The sequence below is a fragment of the Actinopolymorpha sp. NPDC004070 genome, from assembly GCF_040610475.1.
Lineage (GTDB): Bacteria > Actinomycetota > Actinomycetes > Propionibacteriales > Actinopolymorphaceae > Actinopolymorpha.
The window spans coordinates 291,167-315,926 of the sequence record NZ_JBEXMJ010000008.1 but is presented as its reverse complement, the minus strand read 5'-3'; the positions used below and the strand labels follow the sequence as shown (position 1 = coordinate 315,926).

The 24,760-nt window shown below is 71.9% G+C and carries 21 protein-coding genes and 4 tRNA genes; 11 read left to right on the top strand and 14 right to left on the bottom strand.

Annotation, left to right across the window (positions count from 1 at the left end; genetic code table 11):
* Positions 1 to 156 precede the first annotated feature (156 nt).
* Complete coding sequence (locus ABZV93_RS17070; RefSeq protein ID WP_354936479.1) at positions 157 to 1,818, bottom strand: acyl-CoA dehydrogenase family protein; 1,662 nt, start codon at positions 1,816 to 1,818, stop codon at positions 157 to 159.
* A gap of 18 nt (positions 1,819 to 1,836) precedes the next feature.
* Here ABZV93_RS17070 and ABZV93_RS17065 point away from each other — a divergent pair, with 18 nt between their 5' ends.
* Positions 1,837 to 2,889, top strand: coding sequence for a YihY/virulence factor BrkB family protein (locus ABZV93_RS17065; protein WP_354936476.1), 1,053 nt, complete (start codon positions 1,837 to 1,839; stop codon positions 2,887 to 2,889).
* Here the strand turns inward: ABZV93_RS17065 and ABZV93_RS17060 are convergent.
* The 7 genes from ABZV93_RS17060 to ABZV93_RS17030 form a co-directional block, all read right to left on the bottom strand.
* Positions 2,871 to 4,163, bottom strand: coding sequence for an ArsB/NhaD family transporter (locus ABZV93_RS17060; protein WP_354936562.1), 1,293 nt, complete (start codon positions 4,161 to 4,163; stop codon positions 2,871 to 2,873). The genes ABZV93_RS17065 and ABZV93_RS17060 overlap by 19 nt on opposite strands.
* A 2-nt stretch (positions 4,164 to 4,165) precedes the next feature.
* A complete protein-coding gene (locus ABZV93_RS17055) occupies positions 4,166 to 5,839 on the bottom strand; it encodes a potassium/proton antiporter (protein ID WP_354936473.1) in 1,674 nt (557 codons plus the stop codon).
* 327 nt (positions 5,840 to 6,166) lie between these two features.
* Positions 6,167 to 6,646 carry a hypothetical protein gene (locus ABZV93_RS17050; RefSeq protein WP_354936470.1) on the bottom strand — a complete coding sequence of 160 codons (480 nt, stop codon included), beginning with the start codon at positions 6,644 to 6,646 and terminating at the stop codon, positions 6,167 to 6,169.
* A gap of 189 nt (positions 6,647 to 6,835) precedes the next feature.
* Positions 6,836 to 6,907: transfer RNA gene (locus ABZV93_RS17045), tRNA-Val, on the bottom strand.
* A gap of 16 nt (positions 6,908 to 6,923) precedes the next feature.
* A tRNA-Cys gene (locus ABZV93_RS17040) sits at positions 6,924 to 6,997 on the bottom strand.
* Between the two features lie 53 nt (positions 6,998 to 7,050).
* Positions 7,051 to 7,123: transfer RNA gene (locus tag ABZV93_RS17035), tRNA-Gly, on the bottom strand.
* Positions 7,124 to 7,181: 58 nt separating this feature from the next.
* Positions 7,182 to 8,318, bottom strand: coding sequence for a CapA family protein (locus tag ABZV93_RS17030; protein WP_354936467.1), 1,137 nt, complete (start codon positions 8,316 to 8,318; stop codon positions 7,182 to 7,184).
* Positions 8,319 to 8,482: 164 nt separating this feature from the next.
* Here ABZV93_RS17030 and ABZV93_RS17025 point away from each other — a divergent pair, with 164 nt between their 5' ends.
* Positions 8,483 to 9,304: an aminodeoxychorismate lyase gene (locus tag ABZV93_RS17025; protein WP_354936464.1), complete on the top strand. Its 822-nt coding sequence runs from the start codon at positions 8,483 to 8,485 to the stop codon at positions 9,302 to 9,304.
* 211 nt (positions 9,305 to 9,515) lie between these two features.
* On the opposite strand, the gene ABZV93_RS17020 is transcribed toward ABZV93_RS17025, so the two are convergent.
* Entirely contained in the window at positions 9,516 to 9,953 is a 438-nt protein-coding gene (locus ABZV93_RS17020) for an SsgA family sporulation/cell division regulator (RefSeq protein ID WP_092882710.1), read from the bottom strand.
* A 462-nt stretch (positions 9,954 to 10,415) separates the two neighbouring features.
* Complete coding sequence (locus ABZV93_RS17015) at positions 10,416 to 10,601, bottom strand: hypothetical protein (protein ID WP_354936461.1); 186 nt, start codon at positions 10,599 to 10,601, stop codon at positions 10,416 to 10,418.
* 36 nt (positions 10,602 to 10,637) lie between these two features.
* Between ABZV93_RS17015 and ABZV93_RS17010 the strand changes: the two genes are divergently transcribed.
* Positions 10,638 to 10,952: a PGPGW domain-containing protein gene (locus tag ABZV93_RS17010; protein WP_354936458.1), complete on the top strand. Its 315-nt coding sequence runs from the start codon at positions 10,638 to 10,640 to the stop codon at positions 10,950 to 10,952.
* Positions 10,953 to 10,998: 46 nt separating this feature from the next.
* Positions 10,999 to 11,070 (top strand) — tRNA-Val (locus ABZV93_RS17005).
* Between the two features lie 205 nt (positions 11,071 to 11,275).
* On the opposite strand, the gene yaaA is transcribed toward ABZV93_RS17005, so the two are convergent.
* Positions 11,276 to 12,076: a peroxide stress protein YaaA gene (yaaA, locus tag ABZV93_RS17000; RefSeq protein ID WP_354936455.1), complete on the bottom strand. Its 801-nt coding sequence runs from the start codon at positions 12,074 to 12,076 to the stop codon at positions 11,276 to 11,278.
* 173 nt (positions 12,077 to 12,249) lie between these two features.
* On the opposite strand from yaaA, the gene ABZV93_RS16995 reads away from it, so the two are divergent.
* The 7 genes from ABZV93_RS16995 (at position 12,250) to ABZV93_RS16965 (ending at position 20,737) form a co-directional block, all read left to right on the top strand.
* A complete protein-coding gene (locus tag ABZV93_RS16995) occupies positions 12,250 to 13,851 on the top strand; it encodes an Hsp70 family protein (protein ID WP_354936452.1) in 1,602 nt (533 codons plus the stop codon).
* Positions 13,852 to 13,863: 12 nt separating this feature from the next.
* The gene (locus tag ABZV93_RS16990) at positions 13,864 to 14,970 is read left to right on the top strand and encodes a tetratricopeptide repeat protein (protein ID WP_354936449.1); all 1,107 of its coding nucleotides are present in this window, start codon (positions 13,864 to 13,866) and stop codon (positions 14,968 to 14,970) included.
* A 2-nt stretch (positions 14,971 to 14,972) separates the two neighbouring features.
* Positions 14,973 to 15,521 carry a nucleotide exchange factor GrpE gene (grpE, locus tag ABZV93_RS16985; protein ID WP_354936446.1) on the top strand — a complete coding sequence of 183 codons (549 nt, stop codon included), beginning with the start codon at positions 14,973 to 14,975 and terminating at the stop codon, positions 15,519 to 15,521.
* 101 nt (positions 15,522 to 15,622) lie between these two features.
* On the top strand, positions 15,623 to 17,608 hold the full coding sequence (thrS, locus tag ABZV93_RS16980; protein WP_354936443.1) for a threonine--tRNA ligase: 1,986 nt from the start codon (positions 15,623 to 15,625) through the stop codon (positions 17,606 to 17,608).
* 24 nt (positions 17,609 to 17,632) lie between these two features.
* Positions 17,633 to 18,541: a carbohydrate kinase family protein gene (locus ABZV93_RS16975; protein WP_354936440.1), complete on the top strand. Its 909-nt coding sequence runs from the start codon at positions 17,633 to 17,635 to the stop codon at positions 18,539 to 18,541.
* A gap of 80 nt (positions 18,542 to 18,621) precedes the next feature.
* On the top strand, positions 18,622 to 20,028 hold the full coding sequence (gene sthA, locus ABZV93_RS16970; protein WP_354936437.1) for a Si-specific NAD(P)(+) transhydrogenase: 1,407 nt from the start codon (positions 18,622 to 18,624) through the stop codon (positions 20,026 to 20,028).
* Between the two features lie 217 nt (positions 20,029 to 20,245).
* Positions 20,246 to 20,737, top strand: a complete 492-nt coding sequence (locus tag ABZV93_RS16965) for an HIT domain-containing protein (protein WP_354936559.1) — start codon at positions 20,246 to 20,248, stop codon at positions 20,735 to 20,737.
* 58 nt (positions 20,738 to 20,795) lie between these two features.
* Here the strand turns inward: ABZV93_RS16965 and ABZV93_RS16960 are convergent, their stop codons facing one another.
* The 3 genes from ABZV93_RS16960 to ABZV93_RS16950 form a co-directional block, all read right to left on the bottom strand.
* Complete coding sequence (locus tag ABZV93_RS16960; protein ID WP_354936434.1) at positions 20,796 to 21,191, bottom strand: cupin domain-containing protein; 396 nt, start codon at positions 21,189 to 21,191, stop codon at positions 20,796 to 20,798.
* Positions 21,192 to 21,336: 145 nt separating this feature from the next.
* Entirely contained in the window at positions 21,337 to 22,311 is a 975-nt protein-coding gene (locus ABZV93_RS16955; RefSeq protein WP_354936431.1) for an acetylxylan esterase, read from the bottom strand.
* Between the two features lie 199 nt (positions 22,312 to 22,510).
* Positions 22,511 to 24,676, bottom strand: coding sequence for an elongation factor G-like protein EF-G2 (locus tag ABZV93_RS16950; RefSeq protein ID WP_354936428.1), 2,166 nt, complete (start codon positions 24,674 to 24,676; stop codon positions 22,511 to 22,513).
* Positions 24,677 to 24,760 lie beyond the last annotated feature (84 nt).

Here is a 24,760-nt window from a genome sequence, read left to right as displayed (position 1 = left end):
AGAGCGCCCAGGAGCTCGTGTGGGAGCGCGGCTACATCGGCACCAGCCCCAAGGCGATCCAGCAGCGGTCGGGCGCCCGGCCAGGGCAGCATGTACCACCACTTCTCCGGTAAGCCGGACCTCGCCCGCGCCGCATCAATTGCATCAATTGGGCCCTTAGAGCGCGGCAGGCGCGGCGCGGTCGATGATCGCCGCCGCGCCGGTTCCGCGGGGGAGCGTGCCGAACGTCGCGCACCCGGCCGGGCCCAGCCGGGAGGCGCAGAACGCGTCGGCCACCTCGGCCGGGGCGTACCTCACCAACAGCGCGCCCTGGAACACCACCGCGATCCGCTCGGCCAGGCGGCGGGCGGCGTACTCCGGCTCGGACAGGTCGGCGAGCGAGGTCAGCAGGTCCTCCACTGCCCGGTCCAGGCGCGGGTCGGCGCCGCGGACGGGCGCGATCTCGCCCAGCCAGGCGGTCAGTGCGTCGGGTTCTCGGCGCAGCGCCCGGAGTACGTCGAGGGCCTGGACCGAGCTCGCGCCCTCCCAGATCGAGTTCAGCGGGGACTCCCGGAACAGCATCGGCATCCCGGACTCCTCGACGTACCCGTTGCCGCCCAGGCATTCCAGCGCCTCGGCGGCCACCGCCGAGGCTCGCTTGCACACGTAGTACTTCGCCGCCGGCAACGCGATCCGCAGCAGCGCCCGCTCGCCCGGGTCGGTGGCCGCCGCGTCCGTCGCCGCCGCGAGCCGCATCGCCAGCGTGGTCGCGGCCTCCTGCTCCAGCGCCAGGTCGGCGAGCACGTTCGCCATCGCGGGCTGGCCGGCGAGGGGGCGGCCGAACGCCCACCGGTGGGCGGCGTGCCAGATCGCCTCGCCGACCGCCCGGCGCATCAGGGCGGCCGAGCCGAGTACGCAGTCCAGCCGGGTGGCGTTCACCATCGACAGGATCGTCGCCACGCCGCGCCCCTCCGGCCCGAGGCGGCTCGCCAGTGCTCCTTCGAACTCCACCTCGGCGGAGGCGTTGGACCGGTTGCCGAGCTTGTCCTTCAGCCGTACCAGCCGGACGGCGTTGCGGATACCGTCGGGCAGCACCCGCGGCAGCACGAAGCAGGTGAGCCCGCCGGGCGCCTGGGCCAGCACGAGGAACACGTCGCTCATCGGCGCCGAGCAGAACCACTTGTGCCCGGTCAGGGCGTACTCACCGCCGGCGCCGGTGGGCTCCGCCCGCGTGGTGTTGGAACGTACGTCCGACCCGCCCTGCTTCTCCGTCATCGCCATCCCGGCCAGCGCACCCCGCTTCCCGGGCGCCGGCCGCAGCCCCGGGTCGTACGCGGTGGAGCACAGCAGCGGCGTCCACCCGGCGGACAGGGACTCCTCCGCGCGCAGGGCCGGCACCGCGGCGTAGGTCATCGACACCGGGCAGCCGTGCCCGGCCTCGGCCTGGCTCCACAGGTAGAAGCCGGCCGCCCGGGCCAGGTGGGGCGTGGCCTCGCCGCTGGTCCAGGCCGCCCCGTGCAGTCCCCAGCCGACCGCCCGGCCGAGCAGGTGGTGCCAGGAGGGGTGGAACTCCACCTCGTCGGCGCGTTCGCCGTAGCGGTCGTGGGTGACCAGGCGCGGCGGGTGCCGATGGGCGTCGAACGCCCACTCCCGGGCCTGCTCGGACCCGGTCAGCGCACCGATCTCGGCGAGCCGCCCGCCGTCGGCTGCCAGGTCGGGCCGGCCCCAGCGGGCGAGCGCCTCACCCAGCGCCTGGTCGGCGGCGAGCGCGTCGTACGGTGCCAGTGGCGGCGGCTGGTTGGCCACCGTGTGGGTGGCGAACCGGCCCGTTGGGTTCATGTCGTTACCGTATGCCTCATGAGGGCCGGACCCGTGGGGGCGCGAAGAGTGGTCAGGATCCGTCGCCGGGTCCGCCGGACGCTCGCGTGGCGCCTGGTCCGGGGGACGATCGCGACCTGCCTGCGCTACCGCGTCACCGGTCTGGCGGCCGAGGGCGCGTTCTTCGCCATCCTGTCCCTTCCGCCCCTGGTGTTCGGGCTCGCCGGTTCCGTCGGCTATGTCGTGGGTGGCTTCGGCCCGGAGGCCATCGGCGACGTCAAGGGCCAACTGGTCGACATCGCCCGCGGCGCGCTCACCGAGGACAGCGTCCAGCGGGTGATCGTTCCCACGCTGAACGCCGTCCTCGACCGCGGCCGCGCCGACGTCATCTCGATCGGGTTCGTCCTCGCCCTGTGGTCGGGCTCGCGGGCACTGAACGTCCTCATCGACACGATCACGATCATGTACGGCTTCGGTGGCCGGCGCGGCATCGTCCGGACCCGGGTGCTGTCGTTCTCGATGTACGTCGTTGCCCTGGCGATCGGGATCGTGATCATCCCGCTGGTGCTGGCCGGCCCGACCCTGGTCGACTCGTTCCTGCCTTCACGCCTGCAGTTCCTGGTCTCGCTGTACTGGCCGGTCGTGGTGGTGGCCTCCACCGGTTTCCTCGCCACGCTCTACCACCTGGCGCTGCCGGAGCGGACCCCCTGGCGGCACGACTTCGGCGGCGCCGCGGTGGCGATGGTGATGTGGCTCGCCGGTGGCTGGGTGCTGCGCACCACCCTCACCAAGACGATCGGCGGCACCTCGATCTACGGTCCGCTGGCCGCGCCGATCGTGGTGTTGCTGTGGTTGTACGTCGTGGTGATCTCGCTCCTGGTGGGTGCGGCGTTCAACGCGACACTGCATGCCCATCTGGAACGCCGCGGCGAGGCCCGGCGCCGGGTGGCGGACGGGATGGAGGCTCCGCGGGAGGAGACGCCGCACCCGACCGAGGTCCTGCCCGGCGTGACGCTCGGGGAACACCCGCTGCAGGCGCGCAATCCCGACGATGTTGCCGACGACGTGCCCGATCAGCCCAGGGCGAAGTAGCGCAGCCAGACGTAGGGCCAGGCGATCGCCACCGTCACCGCGGTCACGATCGCGCCGTACTTCGTGAACTCCCAGAAACTGATGCGTTCGCCGTTGCGGGCGGCGATGCCGAGCACCACCACGTTGGCGCTGGCCGCGACCGCGGTCGCGTTGCCGCCGAGGTCGGCGCCGAGCGCGAACGCCCACCACAGGGCCGTGCCCTGCTCGGGGTCGGGCGCCGCGTCCACCACGCCCTGCACGATCGGCACCATCGTGGCGACGTAAGGGATGTTGTCCACGAACGCGCCGAGGACCGCCGAGCCGAACAGCAGCGCGGTCGCCGCGAGGAGGTACTCACCGCCCACCGCCGAGATCGCCGCCTCGCCGAGCCGTTCGATCACCCCGGTGCGCACCAGCCCGCCGACCAGCACGAACAACGCCATGAAGAACACGAGCGTGGACCACTCCACCTCCTCCAGGAACTGCTGCGAGGACGTGCCGGACACCACCACCATCACGCCGGCGCCGAGCAGCGCCACGATGGAAGGCTCGAGGTGGAACACCGAGTGCAGCGCGAACGCCACCACCACGCCCGCCAGCACGACGAGGCACCGGAGGAGCATCTTCGGGTCGGTGATCGCCTCCCGCTCGTCGAGGTCCATCAGATCCTCGGTGTGCTGTGGCCGGCGGCCCAGCGCGTCCCTGAACAGCCACCGGCACATCAGCACGAACACGCCGACCAGCACGACCACGATCGGTGCGAGGTTGAACAGGAAGTCGTTGAACGACAGGCCGGCGCGGGTGCCGATGATGATGTTCGGCGGGTCACCGATGAGCGTGGAGGTACCGCCGATGTTGGAGGCCAGAGCCTCCGCGATGAGGTACGGCGCGATCGGGAGGCCGAGCCGCCGGCAGACCAAAACCGTGACCGGAGCGATCAGCAGCACCGTGGTCACGTTGTCCAGGAACGGCGACAGCGCCGCGGTGATCAGGACGAGCATGACCATCAGCCGGTACGGCCGCCCGCGGGCCCGTTTCGCCGCCCAGATGGCGAGGTACTGGAACAGCCCGGTCTGCTTGAGGATGCTGACGATGATCATCATCCCGAGCAGCAGGAAGATGACGTTCCACTCCACGCCGGTCTCCTCGGCGAAGAACGCGGAGTGGGCGTCGACGATGCCGGCCAGTGCCATCAGGCCGGCGCCGGCGAGGGCCGCGGTGACCCGGTGCACCTTCTCGGTGGCGATGAACACGTAGGCGAGGACGAAGATGCCCACGGCGAGTACTGCTGTCAGGGTCATGAGATGTCCGTCCTGGTTCGCGGGCGGATGGATCGCGCTCGGTGGGTCCGCGGGTGGATCCGGCGCACGAGACGCCCCGACGTCGAGGGCGTCCGGGAGCGGGCCGCGGAGTCGGCTGCGAGGTCGGCTGTCGCATTGGCTGCCGAATCGGCTGTCGGCTTCGCGGCCGGCGGCGGGTCGTCGCCGTGTTCGCCGAACCACCGGGCGAGCCGCCCGGCCCTGCCCACCGCTCGCAACCGGCGTTCGGTCTGCGGGCGGGCGCTCTCGGTGGTGACCACCAGCAGCTGGTCCCCGGCGCGGACGACGGTGTCGACGGTGGGCACGAACGCCCGGCCGGTGCGGACGACCAGGCTGACCGCCGCGCCGGTGGGCAGCCGCAGCTCGTCGACGTAGACCCCGACGAGACGGGACCCAGGGGGTACGCCGACCTGGAGCAGTTCGGCGCCCACCTCCTCCAGCGGGGCCGACTCCACGGTCAGGTCCCGGGCCTGCCCGGCGGACCCGATCCCCAGCCACCGGGCGAGGAACGGCAGCGTCGGTCCCTGGATCAGGGTGAAGACCACCACTAGGACGAAGACGACGTCGAAGATCGTGGTGGCCGCGGGCAGACCCGCGCTCAGCGGGATGGTGGCCACCACGATCGGCACCGCGCCCCGCAGCCCGGCCCAGGCCATGAAGACCTTCTCGCGCCACGGCACCCGGAAGCCGGTCGTACAGAGGAGCACGGTCAGCGGCCGGGCCAGCAACAGCAGCGCGCCGCCGACGACCAGTGCCGGCACCAGGGCGGCGGGCAGCCGGGCCGGGCTGACCAGCAGCCCGAGCAGGACGAACAACCCGATCTGGGCCAGCCAGGCGGTGCCCTCGGCGAAGCCCAGGGTGGCCCGCCGGTGGGGCAGCCGCGCGTTGCCCAGCCACAGCCCGGTGACGTACGCCGCGAGGAGTCCGCTGGCGTTGACCATCCCGGCGCCGGCGTAGGCGAGCAGCGCCATGGCGAGAGTCGCGATGGGATACAGGCCGGCGGCCGGCAGGGCGCTCCGGGACAGCACCCACTGGGCGACCCGGCCCACGACCAGGCCGACAAGGACCCCGACGACCAGCTGGTAGCCCACCTGACCGAGCGCGACGACCGGGTTGGCCTGGCTCCAGGCGTCGGAGACCACCAGGGTCACCAGGATGACCACCGGCGGGTCGTTGAACCCCGACTCGGCCTCCAGGGTCGCGCCGAGGCGGCCCGGTAGCGGGAGCCGCCGGAGTACGGAGAAGACCGCGGCCGCGTCGGTGGACCCGACCGCGGCGGCGAGCAGGATCGACGTACGCCAGTCGAAGTTCAGGGCCGCGTGCGCGACGAACGCGGTGACGGCGACGCTGATCGCCACGCCCAGGGTGGCCAGGATCGCGCTCAGCCCGACGACCGGCCGGATCACCGACCAGCGGGTGGTGAGCCCGCCCTCGGCCAGGATGAGCGCGAGGGCGATGAGGCCGAGGTTCTGGGTGAGCTGGGCGTCCTCGAACTCAAGGCCGAGGCCGGCCTCGCCGATCACCAGCCCGATCGCGAGGTAGACCAGCAGGGTGGGCAGGCCGGCCTTCGCCGACAGCCGGACCGCGGCCGTCGCGGCGAGCAGGACCAGCATGGCGCCAGCGAGAACGACGTTGAGCTCAGCGGCGCTCATGACGACCTCCGCGAGAGTCGCGGCGGTCACGGTGGAGCCGGCAGCCTCGGAGGGTGCCGACGTGGGAGCGCGGACGGTCAGGTGGGCAGGCTGCCGCGGCGGTAGTGGCCGGCGTGGGTGGCGTGGGTGGCGATGGTGGGGTCACGGCGCGGTGGTCGTGGCGGGAGACCACGAACGTGCAGGTGTCGGCGCGAAGCCCGGTGACAGGCCGGCCGGGGTGCGCGACCACGCCGTGCACCGCGCAGGGGCGGTTCACGGGTCGGACCTCCGGATGATGCGCACGCGCGAGGGCGTGCGGAGGACGCTCAGGCGGACGGAGTCGGCTCGTCAGGCCTGCGGAGGTGCGCGGCTCGGGTGGTGGTCGGTGTCGGTCGCGTGGACGTGCCGGGTCGCTCCGGGAAGGGGTGCGGTCGCGGCGGTGACGCCGAGCGTCGGCGGCTGGTCGGGGAGCGTGGAGTTGAGTCCGTGGATCCAGGAGACCAGGGGCGCCCCGGGGACGATGGCGTCGGGTCGGTCACCCCGGTCGGGTCTCGGCGCCGCGGACCCGATCGCCTGCTCGCCTGTCCTGTCCGAGGTGGCGGCAGGGTCGGCGGCCGGATCGGCGGCCGGGGTCCAGATGCGGGTGCCGGCGGCGGCGTGGACCGCGGAGGAAGGACCGTCGAAGGGGCCGGGGCCGGTCAGCAGCCCCCCGAACACCACGGCCAGCACGCTCAGCAGGAGCAGGGACGACGGTGCTGCCGGGGCAGATCCGTGCCGGCGACGTCGCGGCGGAACGGCGGGGGAGGAAGAGCGGGCGGAAGTACGCATGGTGCGGTACCTCCCTCCGCTCCGCTCGCTTTACCGTCCCTTTACCTTACTGGGCCCTGGCAAGCCTGGGCAGACGCTGGGCGAGTGGACCGCGGCCGAACGTGGTTCGCACGGGAGGCGGAAAGCGCCGGCCCGTGCCGGGAAAGCGAAAGGCCCCGCCGAAGCGGGGCCCGAACTGCGCATACGGGGTGGGCGATACTGGGATTGAACCAGTGACCTCTACCGTGTCAAGGTAGCGCTCTCCCACTGAGCTAATCGCCCGTACGGTGCGAGGGTTTGGAGGTGGAGACGGGATTTGAACCCGTGTACACGGCTTTGCAGGCCGTTGCCTCGCCTCTCGGCCACTCCACCAACGGCGCCGCCCTGCTGACCTGGATCAAAACCCAAGCCCCAGGCCCGCTCCGAGCGGACGACGGGATTCGAACCCGCGACCCTCACCTTGGCAAGGTGATGCGCTACCAGCTGCGCTACGTCCGCATGTGCTCCGGGCTGTTTCCCCGGCGCGGACAGAACATTATCGGATCCGGCGCCAGGCTCAAACCGGGGGTGTCCCTATCCGTCCCAAACCGGTGCAGCCGGTCAGATCCGCGAACTCCCGGCGCAGGCGTAGAGCCTGGTCACCGGACGTGAATCGGGGCAGTCCGTCGCCGCCGACCCGGCCCGGCGTCCACCGAACTTTCCGCACCGAGCGCCCCACCGTCGTCAGGGTGAGGATGCCCGTCGTGGACTCGCGTCGGCTGTTTCGGGAGTACCACACGAAGTTGCCCAGGCCGTACGCCACGAACGTGTCGTCCAGCATCCCCGCGCCCAGCTGGACGTGCGCGTGGCTGCCCACCACGACGTCGGCTCCGGCGCTGGCGAGCCGCCGGGCGAGGTCGCGCTGGCCGGACGTCGGACAGCCCACCCGCTCCTGCCCCCAGTGCAGGTAGACCACCACCAGGTCCGCGGCGCGCCGGGCCGCCCGCACAGCAGCCACCAGCCGGTCCGGCCTGAGGGCCACCGCGATCCCGGGGCTGTGCTCACCTGCCGCGAAGTGCCGGGTGGTGGGGTCGGCTACCGCGTCCGCACCGATCACCGCGACCGTCGTACCCCGGATCCGGGTCACGTACGGCGCGAACGCCCGGTCGGCGTCCGGCCCGATGCCGACCACGGCCACCGGCGCGCGGGCGGCCGCGGCGAGGGTGTCCCGCAGCCCGGCCGGTCCGTAGTCGACGGCGTGGTTGTTGGCCATGGTCACCACGTCGACCCCGGCGGCCGCCACCGCGGCGAACGCGCTCGGCGGCGCCCGGAACCGGTAGCGCTTGTCCTCGGGCCGGCCACGGGTGGTGACCGCCGTCTCCAGGTTCGCGACGGTGAGGTCGGCGGCGGACAGCTCCGGGCGCAGGGAAGCCAGCGCGGTCCCCGGGTTCGCCAGCCGCGGCCGCAGCTGGTTCTGGAAGTGGATGTCGCCGGCGAACGCCACCGTGATCGGCTGCGGCGGGTGCGGCCTGACCCGGGCTGCCGGGGGGTTGGCCCCACCTGTGGCGGCGGCGGTCGGGGTGTGAGCCGTCCCCGGCTCCGCCGCCGAGCCCGAGACCCGCGCGGCGCCGCCGGCCGCGCCGGTCGGGCCTGCGCCCGGCGGCGCGGAACAGCCCGCGCCGAGGGCGAGCGCCCCCACGGCGGCGTACGACACCAACATCCTCGTCCGGGCATGCGTGACACGCCTCGGCCCCCTGTGGCCGCCCATGCTCGGAGGGTAGGTACCCGACGCCGCCCGGCACAGGCCATAGGCTGGCCGTACCGGCCAACGGCGATGCAGGTCAGGCCGAACGTCGCAGAAAGGGACGTGTGCGCAGAATGAGAGTTTGGGTCGACGACCGGCTCGTCGAGGATCCGTACGCGCCCGCGCTGGCGCCGCTCGACCACGGTGTCACCGTCGGCGACGGGGTGTTCGAGACGCTCAAGGTCGTCGACGGGCGGCCGTTCGCGCTCACCAGGCACCTGGACCGGCTGGCCCGCTCCGCGCACGGCCTCGGGCTCACCGGGCTCGACCTGGTCGCCGTGCGCCGCGGCGTGTCGTCCGTCCTGGACGCGTGGGACCAGCCCGACGGCCGGCTGCGCATCACCGTTACCGGCGGGCCGGCACCGCTCGGGTCCGAACGCGGCAACCAGGGACTGACCCTCATGGTGGCGATCGCCGGGCTGCCGCCCCGCCCCCAGTCGACCGGCCTGGCCACCGTTCCGTGGCCGCGCAACGAACGCGGCGCCCTGGCCGGGCTGAAGACCACCTCGTACGCGGAGAACGTCGTCGCGCTGGCCCGCGCCCGCGAACACGGCGCGACCGAGGCGTTGTTCGCCAACACTGTCGGCAACGTGTGCGAGGGGACGGGGTCGAACCTGTTCGTCGTCCTCGGCGGTGAGGTCTACACCCCGCCGCTGTCGGCGGGATGCCTGGCGGGAGTGACCCGCGCCCTGGTGCTGGAGTGGTGCGGGGCGTACGAGAAGGACCTGCCGATGAGCGCGCTGGAGGAGGCCGAGGAGCTGTTCCTCACCTCGACAACCCGCGACGTGCAGGCGGTCAGCTCACTGGACGGGCGGGAGTTCCCCGCCCCCGGTCCGGTGACGGCGCGGGTGATGGCGGAGTTCGCCCGGGCGGCGGCCGACCACATCGATCCCTGACCGGAGCGCCGTCAAAGCGGAGCGGCATCCGGCGAAGGCGTGACTCACGGGATCGCCCGCCGTCGGCCGGCGGCACGCGGCGACACACGGTGACGGCACGACTGTGCCGCACTGCCGCGCTGTCGTACGCAACGGCGAGCTGTCGTACGCAACGTCGAATCGACCCCGGACCACCCGAAGGTGGGCCGGGGTCGATCCGCGCGAAGCCTGGCTAGACCGCCGGGCCGGAGCTGCGGCGCAGTTCCTCGACCAGCAGGTCGAGGTCGACGTGCCCGCTCTCCTCACCCGGAGGAATGAGCGAGTACGTGCTCTGCAGGAAGGTCGCGAGGCCGTCCGCCGGAGCATGGAGCACCGCCTCCCCGTCGGGGGAGCGGAGCTCGATGAGCACGATGGCGCGGCCCGTCTCGTCCACGAGGGGCGAAACGTGCACGTCACCGTCACCGGTGGGCCGGAACAGACCTTCGGACAGGAGTTCCCTGGCGAAGACCCAGCGGACACCGCGGGGTTCGCCAGTGTGGAACACCGCGTCGACGGCATACGGGTCGGCGGCGTCGTATCGAAGCTCTGCGGTCAGCCGCAGCGCGGCTCCCGTTCCGTCGATGAGGCGGAGCGGCAGCGCGTGCGTGATCGAAGCGGGTAGTGCATCCATCGGGGGGCGGGGGCCTTTCCGTGGGTGGTGCGGGACCGGCGGTAGGGCCATAGCGCGAGAGTCTGCTACTCCAAAGTCCCTTGCATCAAACCGGGGAGGTTGGTGCGTCCCGGTCTGGTCGAATCGCACCCTCAAACTTCTCAGTATGCGAGACGAGATCGGGGTTTTCCCTTCCGCAGAAGGGGGTCGGACGTCACGGTAGTCTCTGCGGCTATACCACTGGCAGCGGGGGCATTGTGTCTCCGGGCCCCGCGCTCAAACCATAACGGACGAAGCGCGGAGAACCACGCAGGAGGATTCGTGAGCGCCTACCGACACACCGACCACGACAAGGGCGTGGCCGATGGCCGGCAGGCCGTCGCGCCTCCGCGCCCGGACCGGCACAGCGTGGACGGCCGCGTCGCCGCGGACACCGCGAACGGCACCGAAAACGACACGCCGCCCGGGTCGGACGTTCGGGGATCAGCCGACCACGGCGGCCACGAGCGACACGATGACCGGCGTGTCGAACAGCAGGATGAGCGCGACGTTGAGCGCGGTCGGCACGACGACGGACACGACGGCAAACACGACGACGAGCAGAAGCACCGGCACTGGTGGCACCGGATCCAGTGGCACCACCGCGCGCGCCGCCGCATCCGCCGCCACCCCACGCTCAACGCCACCTGGCGCGGTGGAGTCTTCGTGGTCGGTGTGCTGCTCATCGTCGCCGGGCTCGTCATGTTCGTCGCGCCCGGTCCCGGCTGGCTCACGGTCATCCTCGGACTCGCGGTGCTGGCCACGGAGTTCGCGTGGGCACACCGGACCCTGGAGTGGTCGAAGGACAAGGCGCGCGCCGCGGGTGAGAAGGCGATGGACCCCAAGGCCCGCAGGCGCAACGTCCTGATCGGCGCCGGCGTGGCGGTGCTCGTCGCCGCTGCCGCGGCCGCGTGGGTGGTGACGCAGGGATGGCCCGGCCCGGTCGTCTCCGCGTGGGAGTGGGTCCGGTCGTTGCGGTAGATGGCGATGCGCTAGGGTTTCTGTCGCCCCGGTCAGGGCGCGCAGAGGGCGATTAGCTCAGCGGGAGAGCGCTTCGTTCACACCGAAGAGGTCACTGGTTCGATCCCAGTATCGCCCACCGATAAACCCCCAGGTCAGCCCCGGCTTCGGCCGGGGCTGCTCCTGTTTCGGGCCCCGAGGTGTGCCTACCTCGGGCTCCGGCACCGGGTCGGCCCGTCCGAAACGGCCGCCGTTTCGATGCCGCTTCGTGTCCTCGGTGCCCCCTGCATTGTCCGCACGCGATGGTGGCCCTACACCGAGGTTCGAACGGCCCTGCGGTCTGCTCAGACGGAGGTGACCACGACGTCCAGCGGCCAGGGACGTCCGCGGTCGGGCCGCTCGGCCTCGACCTGGTAGCCCAGCCCCCTCAGCACCTCGACCAGCTCGGCCGGGCGGCGGGGGGTGTCGTCGCTGGTCAGCAGGTCGCGGACCAGTCGGCCCTTGGTGGCCTTGTTGAAGTGGCTGACAACGGTACGGCTGGAGGCGTCGCCCGGCCGGGTCTCCTGCAGCACCCGCACGGTCGCGGTGCGGCCGGCGATGTCGCCGGTGGGCGTCCAGGCGGTGGCGTACGCCGACGAGCGCAGGTCCAGCACCAGTCCGCGCCCGGCAGCGCCGGCGAACGCGGCCGGCATGCTCTCCCGCCAGAAGGCGCCCAGCGCACCGACGCCGGGCAGCCGTACGGTCATCGAGCAGCGGTACGCCGGAATGCGGTCACGCAACCGGACCGCGCCCCACAGGCCGGAGCAGATCAGCAGGAAGCGCTGTGCCCGGCGCCGCTGTGCCGGCCCGAGCGAGGCCAGGTCGAGCGCGTCGTACAGCACGCCTGTGTACAGCCTGGCCGCCGGCAACGTCGGGGCGTCCCGCAGCCGCGCGTCGCGTTCGACCTCACCGCGCTGGCCGGCGGACAGCCCCAGCACGGCCACCGCCTCCTCGGTCCGATCCGCGTCGGCGCACAGGTCGGTCAGCGCGTCGAGGACCTTCGTACGGGCGGGGGTGAGTTCGGGCAGCGACAGCGAGTCGAGGTCGACCGGGCGGCCTCTGCCGGTGGAGGCCTTGCCCTCCGAGGGCGGCAACAGGATGAGCACGAGGGGGAGGGTAACCGGAGCGCGGGGACCGCGGTCGTCCCGGGATGGCGCAGCCGGGCACAGGATGCCGGGATGGCGGAACGCCACGAAGGTGAAGGTTCAGCTACGTTGGGTGGACCGGCACCGGCCCGGTCGCCGGTGTGGTGAGCCGGTGTGTTGGAAGGGACGGACTCGTGGGCCACACGATCGGCATCGACCTGGGCACCACCTACTCCGCTGCCGCGCGGGTGAACGACCTCGGCAAGCCCGAGATCGTGGTCAACCGGGACGGCGAGCGCCTCACGCCGTCGGTCGTGCTCTTCCAGGACGAGTTGCCGATCGTGGGCACGATGGCGAAGCGGTCGGCGGTGACCGCGCCGCTGGACGTCGTGCAGTTCGTGAAGCGGTCGATGGGCGACCCGAGCTGGAAGTTCGAGACCAGCGGCGGGACGACCTACCGGCCCGAGGAGATCTCCGCGATCATCCTGCGCCGCATCAAGGACGACGTCGAACTCGCCCTCGGCTCGCCGGTGACCGACGCGGTGGTGACCGTTCCCGCGTACTTCGACGACGCGCCCCGGCGGGCCACCATCGACGCCGGCCGGATCGCCGGGCTGAACGTCGCCCGGGTCCTCAACGAGCCGACCGCGGCCGCGCTCGCCTACGGCGTCGAGCACGAGGTCGAGGGCACCGTGTTGGTCTACGACCTCGGCGGCGGCACGTTCGACGTGACCGTGATGCGGGTGGGCGGCGGTGACTTCGACGTCCTCGCCACCCACGGCGACCGCAACCTCGGCGGCTTCGACTTCGACAACCTGCTGATGCGCCTGCTGGACGAACGCTTCCAGGCGGCCGGCGGGCCGAGCCTGCTCGACGGCGCCGAGGCCGAGGCGGACCTGCGGGAGAAGGCCGAGATCGCCAAGCGCAGCCTCACCACGGTCGAGCAGACCCGGGTTGTGCTGTCCGGCGGCGGGGTGTCGAAGGTCGTGCCGCTCACCCGTGCGGAGTTCGAGGACGTCACCTCCAGCCTGATCAGCCGTACCCGCGACATCGCCGAGATCGTCGTCGGCGACGCCGGCCTGGACTGGTCCGGAGTCGACCACGTGCAGCTCGCGGGCGGCTCGACCCGGATGCCGATGGTGCGGGCGATGATCGAGAAGGTCGCCGGCCGAGAGCCCATTCGTACGGTCAACCCCGACGAGGTGGTCGCGCTGGGCGCGGCGATCCAGGCACACCTGGTCGACCTCGAGGTCGCCGACTCCGGCGCCGCCGCCGGCAGGGGGGCGACCGGACACGCCACCGGCACCACCGACGGCGTGACCGCGGAGCCGCTGCCGGTGCTGGCGTCGGCGGTGACCCGCCCCCGGATCCGGGACGTCACCTCGCAGGGGCTCGGTGCGCTGGCCGTCCGCCGCGGCGCCGCCTCCGCCGAGGACGTGGAGAACGTCGTCATCATCCCGGCCAACACCAAGATCCCCGCCAAGCGCGGCCAGGTGTTCGAGACCATCGAGAACAACCAGACCCGGCTCAAGGTCGAGGTGACCCAGGGCGACGACGACGATCCCGACTACGTGCGCGCGATCGGCGAGCAGACCTTCGACGTCCCGCCCTACCCGGCGGGGGCGCCGTTCGAGGTGGTCTACGCGTACGACATCGACCAGACGGTCTTCATCGAGGTGCACGACAAGACGTCGGGGGAGCGGATCGGCACCTTCGAGGTGAACAACGTCGCCACGATGGCTGAGGGCGAGGTCGCGTCGGCCACCGACCGGATGCGGCTGCTCGACATCAGCTGAGCGGCTGAAGCCATGCCCGTCGACTACTACGACATCCTCGAGGTCGCGCCCGGCGCCAGCACCGAGCAGATCCGGGCGGCGATCACCGCGCAGCGCCGGGTCTGGGTGCGCCGCCAGTCCAGCCCCGACCCCGAGCGCCGGGCGTACGCCGAGCAGCGCGTGCGTGACGTCGACGCGGCGGAGAAGGCGCTCCTGAATCCCGCGGCGCGTTCGGCGTACGACGAGAAACTCGCCCGTGCCCGGCAGGCGGCGACCTCCGGCTCGGGCTCCGGCGGGCAGGGGAGCGGGCCGGGTGGCGGCGTCCGTGACCGGGTGCCGGCACCCGCACCAGGCGGTCCGACGGGGCCGAGCGGCTCCGGTGGCACTGGTTCCGGTGGCACTGGTTCTGGGGGGACAGGCTCCAGCGGGCCGGGCTCGTCCGGCCACCGCCGCGACCCCGACCTGCACGACCACCTGCGCAGGGGCGACCGCTACCTCGAGCAGGGGCGCTGGCGCCTGGCCCTGGCCGAGTACGACTACGTCCGCGAACGTGAGCCCGGTAACCTCCGCGCGCTCACCGGCCTCGGTGCCGCCCAGGTCGGTGCCGGCCGGGTGAAGGAGGGCCTGGCCGTCCTGCAGCGCGCGATCGAGGCCAACCCCGAGGCGGAGGACGTCAAGGTCGCGCTGGCGACGGCGCTGTACGAGGTCGCGGTCACCAGCGTCGACCACTGGGGCGACGGCCGGGGAACCGACCGGCCGGTCATCACCTCCCGGCGGCAGTACACCCTGGTCCGCCGGCACCTGCGCCGGATTCGCAAGCTCGAGCTGACCGACTGGAACGTCACCATGTATGCCGAGGAGCTGAAGGACCTGCTGGCCGAGGCGCGTTCCCCGGTGTGGGTGCGCAGCCGCTCGCTGCGGCTGTATCTCGTCCTGCTCGTCGGCGCGGGCCTGTTCGTCGCCCTGGCCCACGTGGAGAGCCTGCGCGTGGTGGGCGCGTGCTGGATCGTGGCGATCGTCGCCTTGTACGTCCTCCGTCATCGGCAGCCGGCCTGGAAACAGCACCGGCGCGGATACGGCCGCGGCCGCGGCGGCGGACGCGGGCCCACCTACGGCGGGACCTTCCGGAAGGGAATCTAGGCATGTCGGAACGCACCTCACAGCCTGGCGAGCAGCTGGTGGAACGACCGGTCGCTCTCCCGGAGGTGGCCGAGCTGGCACAGGAGGTGGCCGCGCTGCGCGACCTGTTCCAGCGCCGCCTGCTGGAGGACCAGGCCCGGCAGCGCATGTACGACGAGTTGTACCGCCAGCTGGAGTTCGCCCGGCAGGGCCTCGTCGAGGAGTTCGTGGCACCGCTGGCCCGGGAGATCCTGCTCGTGGTGGACCGGATCGACGTGCTCGCCGGCCAGGGCGCCGCGGGGGACGGAGACGCCGACCACGCCGCCAACCTGGACTCGGTGCGGGCGGAGCTGCTGGAGATCCTCCACCGGCGCGGGCTGCGCGAGGTCGACGCGCGCGGTCAGGAGTTCGACCCGCGGGTGCACGAGGCGGTGGCCCGGGTGCCGGTCGAGCCCGGTGACCGGGTGGGCCGGGTGGTGGAGGTACGCCGGCCCGGCTACGCGCTCTCGGACCGGCTGCTGCGTCCCGCCCAGGTCGGGGTCGGCTACCTGCCCGGAGAACGCCGGTCCTGACGGCGCGTGCGGCGGCTCCGGAGCGGCGGGGGTCACCGCATAGGATCGGCGGATAGTCCGCTCAGCCCACTCGTCGTCCCCGTACCCCGGAGGAGCCCGAAGTGTCCGAGATCACCGTCACCGTCGTCCGTTCCGGCGAGCGCGCCGAGGCCGAGGTGACGACGGGCACGACTGCCGGTGAGGCGCTCGGCGTCGAACCCGGTGACCGCACCGTCGTGGCCGCCCGGGTCGGCGGCGAGCTGCGCGACCTCGCCTGGCCGCTGTCGGCCGGTGACGAGGTGGAGCCGGTGGCGATCGACAGCGCCGACGGCCGGGCGATCCTGCGGCACTCCACCGCGCACGTGCTGGCCCAGGCGGTGCAGGAGCTCTACCCCGAGGCGAAGCTCGGCATCGGCCCGCCGGTCGAGAACGGCTTCTACTACGACTTCGACGTCGCCGAGCCGTTCCACCCCGACGACTTCAAGCGCCTCGAGAAGCGCATGCAGGAGATCGTCAAGGAGGGGCAGTCGTTCTCCCGCCGTGTGGTCGGCGACGACGACGCCCGCACCGAGCTGGCCGACGAGCCGTACAAGCTGGAGCTGATCGGCCTCAAGGGCGGTGCCGGTGCGGCGGCGGAAGGTGCCGGCGTCGAGGTGGGCGGCGGCGAGCTGACCATCTACGACAACCTGCGCCGCGACGGCGGGCTGGCCTGGAAGGACCTGTGCCGCGGGCCGCACCTGCCCACCACCCGCAACATCCCGGCGTTCAAGCTGATGCGGGTCGCGGCGGCGTACTGGCGGGGCAGTGAGAAGAACCCCCAGCTGCAGCGCATCTACGGCACCGCCTGGGAGTCGCGCGACGCCCTCAAGGCCTACCTCCAGCGGCTGGAGGAGGCCGAGCGGCGCGACCACCGCAAGCTCGGGCGCGAGCTGGACCTGTTCTCCTTCCCCGACGAGCTGGGCTCGGGCCTCGCGGTGTTCCACCCCAAGGGCGGCGTCGTCAAGCGCGAGATGGAGGACTACGTCCGCCGGCGCCACCTGGAGGAGGGCTTCCAGTACGTCGGGACGCCGCACATCACCAAGGGCGGACTGTTCGAGACGTCCGGGCACCTGCCGTACTACGCCGACACGATGTTCCCGCCCATGGAGGTCGAGGGCGCGAACTACTACGTCAAGGCGATGAACTGCCCGATGCACAACCTGATCTACCGCTCGCGGGGCCGCTCCTACCGCGAGCTGCCGCTGCGGTTCTTCGAGTTCGGCGCGGTCTACCGGTTCGAGAAGTCCGGCGTCGTGCACGGGCTGACCCGGGTGCGCGGCATGACCCAGGACGACTCGCACTCCTACGTCGCCCCCGAGCAGGCCGCCGACGAGATCAAGCACCTGCTCGGTTTCGTGCTCGGGCTGCTCAAGGACTTCGGCCTGGACGACTTCTACCTCGAGCTGTCCACCCGCGACGACTCCGACAAGTTCATCGGCACCGAGGAGCAGTGGACCGAGGCCACCAGGATCCTGGAGGAGACCGCCAAGGAGACAGGCCTGGAGCTGGTGCCCGACCCGGGCGGCGCGGCGTTCTACGGCCCGAAGATCTCGGTGCAGACCCGGGACGCGATCGGGCGCACCTGGCAGATGTCGACCATCCAGTACGACTTCAACCAGCCGGCCGGGTTCGGGCTGGAGTACCAGGCGGCAGACGGCTCCCGGCAGCAGCCGGTGATGATCCACTCGGCGAAGTTCGGCTCGATCGAACGGTTCCTCGGTGTCCTGGTCGAGCACTACGCCGGTGCGTTCCCTCCCTGGCTGGCGCCGGTGCAGGTGGTCGGGATCCCGATCACCGACGAGCACGTGCCCTACCTCCGCGACGTCGCCGCGAAGCTCACCGAGCACGGCATCCGGGTGGAGATCGACACCTCCGACGACCGGATGCAGAAGAAGATCCGCAACGCGCAGAAGCAGAAGGTGCCGTACATGCTGCTGGCCGGCGACGACGACGTCGCCAAGGGAGCGGTGTCGTTCCGCTACCGCTCCGGTGAGCAGAACAACGGCGTGCCGGTCGACCAGGCGGTCGAGGAAATCTTGGCCGCCGTACGCAACCGCGCCCAGGTCTAGCCCCGGCCAACGGCGGCAGCGCGCGTGATCGCGGTCGTCGGGCACACCAGCGTCGAGACGACGGTGCCCGCCGGCCTGCTGGGCGACACCGACGCGTTCGGTGAGCACGCGCTGTCCACCTCGGTGTCCGGGGTGGGCGTCAACGTCGCGCTGGCGCTGCACACCCTCGGTCAGGACGTCCGTCTCGCGTCGGTGGTCGGCGACGACCTGCTCGGCTCGGTGTGCGTGCGGACGCTCGCCGCCCGCGGCCTGGATCCCGGCTACGTCGTCCGGGCCACCCCCGCCACGGCCCAGTCCCTCGTACGCCACGAGCCGGACGGCCGGCGGGTCAACCTCGTGGACCTCAAGGACGTCCAGCGCGCGGCGTACCCACCCGAACTGGTGCCCGGCCTGCTCGCGGACGTGAGCCTGGCGGTGCTCGGCACCATCGGCTACGCGCGCCCGCTGCTCGCCGAGGCCCGCGAGCGCGGGGTGCCGGTGGCAGCCGACGTCCAGGCGGTGTCCGGGCCGGACGACGCCTACAACAGCGACTGGCTGGCCGGTGCCGACCTGCTGTTCGCCTCCCACGAACGCCTCGACCGCACACCGCGGGACTTCGTGGAGGCGCTGCACCGCCGGTACGCCACCGCCGTCGTCGTGGTCGGACTGGGCGGCGACGGAGCGCTGCTCGGCGTCCGCGGCGGACCGCTCCTGCACGTGCCTGCCGTCCGCACACGTGACGTGGTGAGCACGGTCGGGGCCGGTGACGCGTTGTTCGCCGCGTTCGTGGACGGCTGGTCCCGCGGACTGGATCCGCGAGCGGCGCTTCGGCGGGCGACGTACTTCGCCTCCTGGAAGGTCGGCGCGGCCGGGGGAGCGGCGGGCTACCTGGACCGGCCCGGGCTGGACGCGCTGGTCGCGCCGGGGGTCCTGAGCGGCCCTGAGCAGCACTGATCGACACAAGTGCGGCGGCCCGGCAGGATGGTCGAGTCGGGACCTCGCTGGTGTCCGGAGACCGTGTCAGGAGTGTGCTGATGTACGACTACGACCTGCTCGTCATCGGATCCGGACCCGGCGGCCAGAAGGCCGCGATCGCCGGTGCCAAACTCGGCCGCCGCACGGCCGTGGTGGAGAAGCGGCACATGATCGGCGGGGTCTGCATCAACACCGGGACCATCCCGTCCAAGACGTTGCGCGAGGCGATCCTCTACCTCACCGGACTCAACCAGCGGGAGCTGTACGGCTCGGCGTACCGCCTGAAGGACGACATCACCGTCGCCGACCTGTCCGCCCGCACCCAGCACGTCATCGGCCGTGAGATCGACGTGATCCGCAGCCAGCTCGCCCGCAACCGCGTGCAGATGCTGTTCGGCGTGGGCAGGTTCGTCGACGACCACACCGTCGCGGTCACCGGGCCCGACGGCGGCGTCCGCACCGTCACCTCCGACCGGATCGTGATCGCGGTCGGCACCCGCCCGGCCCGGCCGTCCTCGGTGGCCTTCGACGGCCGCAGCATCGTCGACTCCGACCAGCTGCTGGAGATGGACCAGATCCCGTCGTCGATGGTGGTCGTCGGCGCCGGGGTGATCGGCATCGAGTACGCCTCGATGTTCGCCGCGCTCGGCACCAAGGTCACCGTGGTCGAACGCCGGGACCGGATGCTGGACTTCTGCGACCTGGAGATCGTCGAGGCGCTGAAGTACCAGCTGCGCGACCTCGCGGTGACGTTCCGCTTCAACGAGACGGTGGCCCGGGTCGACCACCACGACGGCGCGACGCTGACCGTGCTGGAAAGCGGCAAGCGCATCCCGGCCGACACGGTGATGTACTCCGCCGGGCGACAGGGGGTCACCGAGGGCCTCGAGGTCGGCAACGCCGGGCTGGAGGCCGACGCCCGCGGCCGGATCAAGGTCGACGAGCACTACCGCACCGCCGTACCCCACATCTACGCCGTGGGCGACGTGATCGGCTTCCCCGCGCTGGCGGCCACCTCGATGGAGCAGGGCAGGCGAGCCGCCTACCACGCGCTGGAGGAACCCGTCGGGACCGAGATGGGCGAACTCCAGCCGATCGGCATCTACACGATCCCCGAGATCAGCTACGTCGGCCGCACCGAGGACGAGCTGACCGAGGCGAACGTGCCGTTCGAGGTGGGCATCTCCCGCTACCGCGAGCTGGCCCGCGGCGCCATCCTGGGCGACAGCTACGGCATGCTCAAGCTGCTCGTGCACGCGGAGGAGCGGACGCTGCTCGGCGTGCACGTGTTCGGCACCGGCGCCACCGAGCTGGTGCACATCGGGCAGACCGTGATGGGCTGCGGCGCCACCGTCGACTACCTCGTGGACGCGGTGTTCAACTACCCCACGCTGGCGGAGTCCTACAAGGTCGCCGCACTGGACGCGATGAACAAGATGCGGGCGGTGCAGCGGTTCCTCACCTGAGGGACGCATGGGGTACGCCAGGGCAGGCCGGGCGCGGGCTGCAGGCCGGCCGGGGGCGAGCCGGGATCAGGACGGCCGAGGCGCGCGACGTCCGTGCGCCGTCCGTAAGATCGGGTGCGTGGACGAGCCGGAGCACCAGCACCAGCCGGATCAGCCCGAACGTCCGGGCCAGCCCGAGCGGCAGGAGGGCGTCGGCACCCCCGACGCGTTCGAGCGCCTGTGGACCCCGCATCGGATGGCCTACATCCTCGGCGAGAACAAGCCGCGCGGCGACGGCCCCCGCGACGGATGTCCGTTCTGCGACATACCGGACCGCTCCGACGAGGAGGGTCTGGTGGTGACCCGCGGCAAGGCGGCGTTCGCCGTGCTCAACCTCTACCCCTACAACCCCGGCCACCTGATGGTCTGCCCGTACCGCCACGTGGCCGACTACACCGAGCTCACCGACGAGGAGACCGACGAGGTGGCTCGGCTCACCAAGCAGGCCATGCGTGCGGTGCGGGACGTGTCGGGAGCGCAGGGGTTCAACATCGGGCTGAACCAGGGCCCGGTCGCCGGCGCCGGCATCGCCGCCCACCTGCACCAGCACATCGTGCCGAGGTGGGCGGGCGACACCAACTTCATGCCGGTCGTCGCCGGGACCAAGGTGCTGCCGGTGTTGCTGCGCGAGACCCGTGCGCTGCTGGCGCGGTCCTGGCCGACCGACTGAGCCGTACGGCTCACCACCACGACCGACCGTACGGCTCAGCCGAACGACAGGTCGCGCTTCAGGAACCCAGCTCGTGCCCGGTGGTGGCGTCCACGTGGTCGGGCACCTCGTCGTGCCGGTCGCCGACGGTCGAGGTGCCGGTGGGCTCGAGGAGCAGGACCGACGCGCCCGACGGCGCGGACGGCTTGTGCTCGGTGCCGCGCGGAACGGTGAAGACCGAGCCCGCCTGCAGGACCACGGTCCGCTCGCCGGAGGGTTCGCGAAGTGCGATGTGGAACTCCCCGTCCAGGACCAGGAAGAACTCGTCGGTGTCGTCGTGCACGTGCCAGACGTGGTCGCCCTGCGCCTTGGCGATCCGGACGTCGTAGTCGTTGACCCGGGTGACGATGCGCGGGCTCCACCGCGCGTCGAAGGATGCCAGCGCTGCGTTCAGCGCGATCGGTTCGTTGGTCATGCTCCTACTGTGCCTGCGCGCGCGACGAGAACGCGGGCGCACAAAGTCGGGCCGGGACACGAGAGTGAGCGCGGCGGGCGCCTCGCAGTCGTGCCCCGGCCCCAGCCGGTGACGTGACGAGTCGGTGGAGCTGTCCAGCCAGGTCCTAAAGCTGGGCCAGGAACGTGTAGATCGCGTCGCCGTTGCCGGGCAGGCCCTCGTGCCCGTAGTCGGGGTAGATCCGCAGCGACTTCGCGCCGGTGATCTTGTTGTACGCCGCGAACTGCGTGGACGGCGGGCAGACCTGGTCACCGAGCCCCACGCCCATCAGGATCTCCGCCCGGATCCTCGGGGCGAGGTGCTGGACGTCGATGTAGCCGAGGGTGGTGAAGACCTCGTCCTCGCGTTCGTGCAGCGGGTCGAAGCGGCGGAACCACTCCTGCAGTTCGGCGTAGGCGTTCTTGGCCAGGTCGAGGTCCCACACCCGCCGGTAGTCGGTCAGGAACGGGAACGTCGGTGCGGCCCGCTTGATCCTCGGCTCCAGCGCGGCGCAGGCGAGGGTCAGCCCACCGCCCTGGCTGCCGCCGGTGGCGCCCACGCGGTTCTCGTCCACGTCATCCATGCCCATCACGATCCGGGCCAGCAGGGCGGTGTCGAGGTAGACGTGGCGGTAGTAGAGCTTCTCGGGGGCCTGCGCCAGCCCGTCGTCGAGTCCGCGGACGATGTGACCGCGCAGGGTCCAGCCGGTCACCCCACCGACATCCTCCGACAGCCCACCCTGACCGCGGCAGTCCAGCGCGGCCACGGTGAAGCCGAGCGCGACGTGGCCGAGCAGGTCCGACCAGTCGGCCGAGCTGCCGGAGTAGCCGTGGAAGTGGACCACGCCGGGGTGCTGCCCGGAGGCGTTGCGGGGGCGGAGCAGCTTGGCGTGCACCCGGGCGCCGCCGGTGCCCTGGAACCACAGGTGGAAACACTCCGCGAACGCCGTCTGGAAGTCGGCCGGCTCCAGCTCGACCTTCGGGTCGAGGGCGTCCAGCTCGGCCAGCGCGGCGTCCCAGTACTCGTCGAAGTCGGCGGGCCGGGGGTTGGTCCCGGTGTACGTCGCGAGCTGTTCCCTCGGCATGTCGAACGTCAGGGGCATGGACGGTCCTTCCTCAGGCAGGTGGAGCTGGGCTGATCTCCGAGCGTAGTGACGCACCGGCCCACCCCGGGGCACACCTTCCTGCACTGGCCACCGGCGGTCCGCCGGTGCGAGGCTCACCCGCCCGCGCACCGGTGGACCACAGGGGACCGTCCCTGCTTCAGCTCTCCGGCTCACTCCGCCGGCTTCGGCTTCGCGGTCAGCCGTCGGCGGCCTGCTCCTGCGCCAGCTTGCTCGCCAGCTGGGCCGGCATCGGCTCGTACCGGACGAACTCCCGGGTGAAGGTGCCGTTGCCGTGCGCCATCGACCGCAGGTCCACGGCGTACCTCGTGATCTCGATCTGCGGCACCTCCGCCTTCACCAGCGTCCGGCCCTGCCCGACGGGTTCGGTGCCGAGGACCCGGCCGCGCCGTCCGGACAGGTCGCCCATCACCGTGCCCACGAAGTCGTCGTCGACCAGCACCGACACCAGGTCGACGGGTTCGAGGAGGCAGACCCGGCCGTCCGGGGCGGCCTCGCGCAGGGCGAGCGCCCCCGCGGTCTGGAAGGCCATGTCGGAGGAGTCGACGCTGTGCGCCTTCCCGTCCACCAGCGTCACGCGGATGTCGACGACGGGGTAGCCGGCGGTGATCCCGCGTTCCATCTGGGTGCGTACGCCCTTCTCCACGCTCGGGATGAACTGCCGGGGCACCGCGCCGCCGACCACCTTGTCCACGAACTCAAGGCCCGAGCCCTGGGGGAGCGGCTCGACCTGGATCTCGCAGACGGCGTACTGGCCGTGACCGCCGCTCTGCTTGACGTGCCGCCCCCGCCCGGCCGCCTTGCGGCCGAACGTCTCCCGCAGTGGCACCCGCAGGGGAACCTGGTCCACCGACACGCCGTACCGGTTGGCGAGCCGGTCGAGTACGACGTCGGCGTGTGCTTCGCCCATGCACCACAGCACCAGCTGGTGCGTCTCGGCGTTGTGCTCGATCCGGAGCGTCGGGTCCTCCGCACCAAGCCGGGCCAGCCCGAGCGACAACTTGTCCTCGTCGGCCTTGGCGTGTGCGGTGACCGCGATCGGGAGTAGCGGCTCGGGCATCGACCAGGGGCGCATCAGCAGCGGGCGTTCCCTGGCCGAGAGGGTGTCGCCGGTCTCCGCGCGGGACAGCTTGCCGATGGCGCAGATGTCGCCGGCCACGCAGTGGTTCAGCGGGCGTTGCAGCTTGCCCAGCGGCGACGACAGCGAACCGACGCGTTCGTCCTCGTCGTGGTCCTCGTGGCCGCGTTCCTCGCCGAAGAACGCCGAGGAGTGCCCCGACACGTGCAGCACGGTGTCCGGCCGGACGGTGCCGGAGAAGACCCGCACCAGGCTGATCCGGCCGACGTAGGGGTCGGAGGAGGTCTTCACCACCTCGGCGAGCAGGGGACCGTCGGGGTCGCAGGGCAGCCGGCCCTCCGACTTGCCCACCGGGGTGTAGACCTCGGGCTGGGGGTGTTCGAGCGGGGAGGGGAACGCGCTGGTCATCACCTCCAGGAGTTCGGCCATGCCCACGCCGGTCGTCGAGCACGCCGGCAGCGCCGGGAAGAACGACGCCTGCGCGACCGCCTTCTCCAGGTCGTCCACCAGGACCTTCGCGTCGATCTGCTCACCGCCGAGGTAGCGGTCCATCAACGACTCGTCCTCGGACTCCTCGATGACGCCCTCGATCAGGGTGCCCCGTGCTTCCGCGGTGGCGTCGGCGTACTCCTGCGGCGGGGTGCCCTCGGCGCGTTTGCCCGAGGAGTAGTCGAACAGCTTCTCCGACAACAACCCGACCAGGCCGGTCACCGCACCCTGACCGTCGACCGGGAGGTACAGCGGCAGCACCTTCTCCCCGAACGCCGCCTGCGCCTGCGCCAGCACGCCCGCATAGTCGGCCCGGTGGTGGTCGAGCTTGGTGATCACCACCGCTCGCGGCATGCGTACCGAGGCGCACTCCTGCCACAGCGCCTGGGTCGGGCCGTCCACACCCTCACTCGCCGCGATCACGAACAACGCGCAGTCGGCGGCGCGCAGTCCGGCCCGCAGCTCACCGACGAAGTCGGCGTAGCCGGGGGTGTCCAGCAGGTTGATCTTGATGCCGTCGTGGACGACCGGTGCCAGGGACAGGCCGACCGACCGCTGCTGGCGGTGCTCCACCTCGTCGAAGTCGCTGACGGTCGCGCCGTCCTCCACCCGGCCGGGGCGGGGGATGGCACCCGTCGCCGCCAGCAGAGCCTCGACCAGGGTCGTCTTGCCGGAGCCGGACGGGCCGACCAGCACGATGTTGCGGATCGCATCGGGCCGGTCGGCCGTCGGTGCCTGACCGGCGGCTCCACCGGGGTTGCTCTGTTTGTCCGCCATGGCGACGCCTCCTTGCGCGCGCTGTGTGCGTGGACACAGCCGGACGCGCCCGGACGGCTGCCGTCCGTGACGGCGCCCTGACAT

What these genes read in the sequence shown, in the direction of transcription:
- ABZV93_RS17020 (WP_092882710.1), bottom strand. Translation starts at nt 9,953, where the DNA reads ATGGATGCACTACCCGCTTCGATCACGCACGCGCTGCCGCTCCGCCTC.
- sthA (WP_354936437.1), top strand. Translation starts at nt 18,622, where the DNA reads ATGTACGACTACGACCTGCTCGTCATCGGATCCGGACCCGGCGGCCAG.
- ABZV93_RS16960 (WP_354936434.1), bottom strand. Translation starts at nt 21,191, where the DNA reads ATGACCAACGAACCGATCGCGCTGAACGCAGCGCTGGCATCCTTCGAC.
- ABZV93_RS17070 (WP_354936479.1), bottom strand. Translation starts at nt 1,818, where the DNA reads ATGAACCCAACGGGCCGGTTCGCCACCCACACGGTGGCCAACCAGCCG.
- ABZV93_RS16955 (WP_354936431.1), bottom strand. Translation starts at nt 22,311, where the DNA reads ATGCCCCTGACGTTCGACATGCCGAGGGAACAGCTCGCGACGTACACC.
- ABZV93_RS17055 (WP_354936473.1), bottom strand. Translation starts at nt 5,839, where the DNA reads ATGAGCGCCGCTGAGCTCAACGTCGTTCTCGCTGGCGCCATGCTGGTC.
- ABZV93_RS16990 (WP_354936449.1), top strand. Translation starts at nt 13,864, where the DNA reads ATGCCCGTCGACTACTACGACATCCTCGAGGTCGCGCCCGGCGCCAGC.
- ABZV93_RS17065 (WP_354936476.1), top strand. Translation starts at nt 1,837, where the DNA reads ATGAGGGCCGGACCCGTGGGGGCGCGAAGAGTGGTCAGGATCCGTCGC.
- grpE (WP_354936446.1), top strand. Translation starts at nt 14,973, where the DNA reads ATGTCGGAACGCACCTCACAGCCTGGCGAGCAGCTGGTGGAACGACCG.
- ABZV93_RS17025 (WP_354936464.1), top strand. Translation starts at nt 8,483, where the DNA reads ATGAGAGTTTGGGTCGACGACCGGCTCGTCGAGGATCCGTACGCGCCC.
- ABZV93_RS17050 (WP_354936470.1), bottom strand. Translation starts at nt 6,646, where the DNA reads ATGCGTACTTCCGCCCGCTCTTCCTCCCCCGCCGTTCCGCCGCGACGT.
- ABZV93_RS16950 (WP_354936428.1), bottom strand. Translation starts at nt 24,676, where the DNA reads ATGGCGGACAAACAGAGCAACCCCGGTGGAGCCGCCGGTCAGGCACCG.